1 protein-coding gene is annotated in these 1313 nt (G+C 41.0%); it reads left to right on the forward strand.

The features are described 5' to 3' along the window. Positions 1–86: 86 nt before the first annotated feature. Positions 87–1298: an RNA-guided endonuclease InsQ/TnpB family protein gene (locus tag IQ264_RS32455; RefSeq protein WP_193986906.1), complete on the forward strand. Its 1212-nt coding sequence runs from the start codon at positions 87–89 to the stop codon at positions 1296–1298. Positions 1299–1313 lie beyond the last annotated feature (15 nt).

Here is a 1313-nt window from a genome sequence, read left to right on the forward strand (position 1 = left end):
TGACCAAAAACATGGGTACAAGCCCCGTCCTTGCAGGACGGCTTTAATTGTGTTAGGCTAAACGCCGTAGAGGTTTTCCACGTCAAATGATAGTTCTAGAGTTTAAAGCGCAAGGGAAAACAACTCAATATAAAGCCATTGATGAAGCAATTAGGACTGCTCAATTTGTCCGCAATAAATGCCTCCGATATTGGATGGACAATCGCGGAATAGGACAGAAAGAATTGTATCGTCACAACACGGCATTAAGAGCAGAATACCCCTTTGTTAAGGCTTTAAACTCTCATGCCTGTCAGGTTGCAGTGGAATGGGCTTATTCGGCAATTGCGAGATTTTACGATAACTGCCGAAAGGCTATTCCAGGAAAGAAAGGTTATCCAAGGTTCAAGAAAAACTGTCGTTCAGTTGAATATAAAGTTTCGGGATGGTCGCTTTCTGAAACTAGAAAACAAATTACCTTTACAGACAAAAAGGGGATTGGCAAACTAAAACTTAAGGGGACGTGGGACTTAAACTTCTACCAATTAGAGCAGATAAAACGGGCAAGGATAGTTCGGCGTGCTGATGGTTATTATGTCCAATTCTTAGTAAAAGTGGACAATAAAATAGATTGTCAACCTTCAGGTAAAGCGATTGGATTGGATGTGGGAATTAAAGAATTCTACACGGATTCCAATGGTTACTCAGAACCAAATCCTAAGTTTTATCGAACAAGTGAGAAGCGTCTAAAGTTTAGACAAAGGCGGGTTTCTCGCAAAAAGAAAGGCTCTACCAATCGCAAAAAAGCTATTAATAGATTAGGGCGAGTACACCTCAAAATAAGTAGGCAACGTGAAGAACACGCTAAGAGAATAGCGCGTTGCGTAACTCGATCTAACGATCTGATCGCCTACGAAGATTTGCGGATTAAGAATTTAGTTAAAAATCATTGTCTCGCTAAATCTATTAATGATGCAGGTTGGTATCAATTTAGAAAATGGCTGGAACATTTTGGAGTTAAGTTTGGCAAGATAACTATTGCTGTTAATCCTGCTTATACTTCCCAGGAATGCTCCTGTTGCGGTGCAATAGTCAAAAAATCCTTATCTATAAGAACCCATATTTGTGAATGTGGATTTATTTTGGATAGGGATTGGAATGCCGCGTTGAACATTCTAAAAACAGCCTTGAGTACGGCAGGTCATGTCGGAACTTGGATCGTAGATCCGAACGCTTCAGGAGATTTGGCCTCTACTTTGGCTGGAGCAATCCTGCCAGAGCAAGCTGAGTCTATGAATGAAGAATCACCGCTGCTTTAGCACGGTGAGTGTCAA

It is taken from the genome of [Phormidium] sp. LEGE 05292 (assembly GCF_015207735.1).
Taxonomy (GTDB): domain Bacteria; phylum Cyanobacteriota; class Cyanobacteriia; order Cyanobacteriales; family Aerosakkonemataceae; genus Floridanema.

What these genes read in the sequence shown, in the direction of transcription:
- IQ264_RS32455 (WP_193986906.1), top strand. Translation starts at nt 87, where the DNA reads ATGATAGTTCTAGAGTTTAAAGCGCAAGGGAAAACAACTCAATATAAA.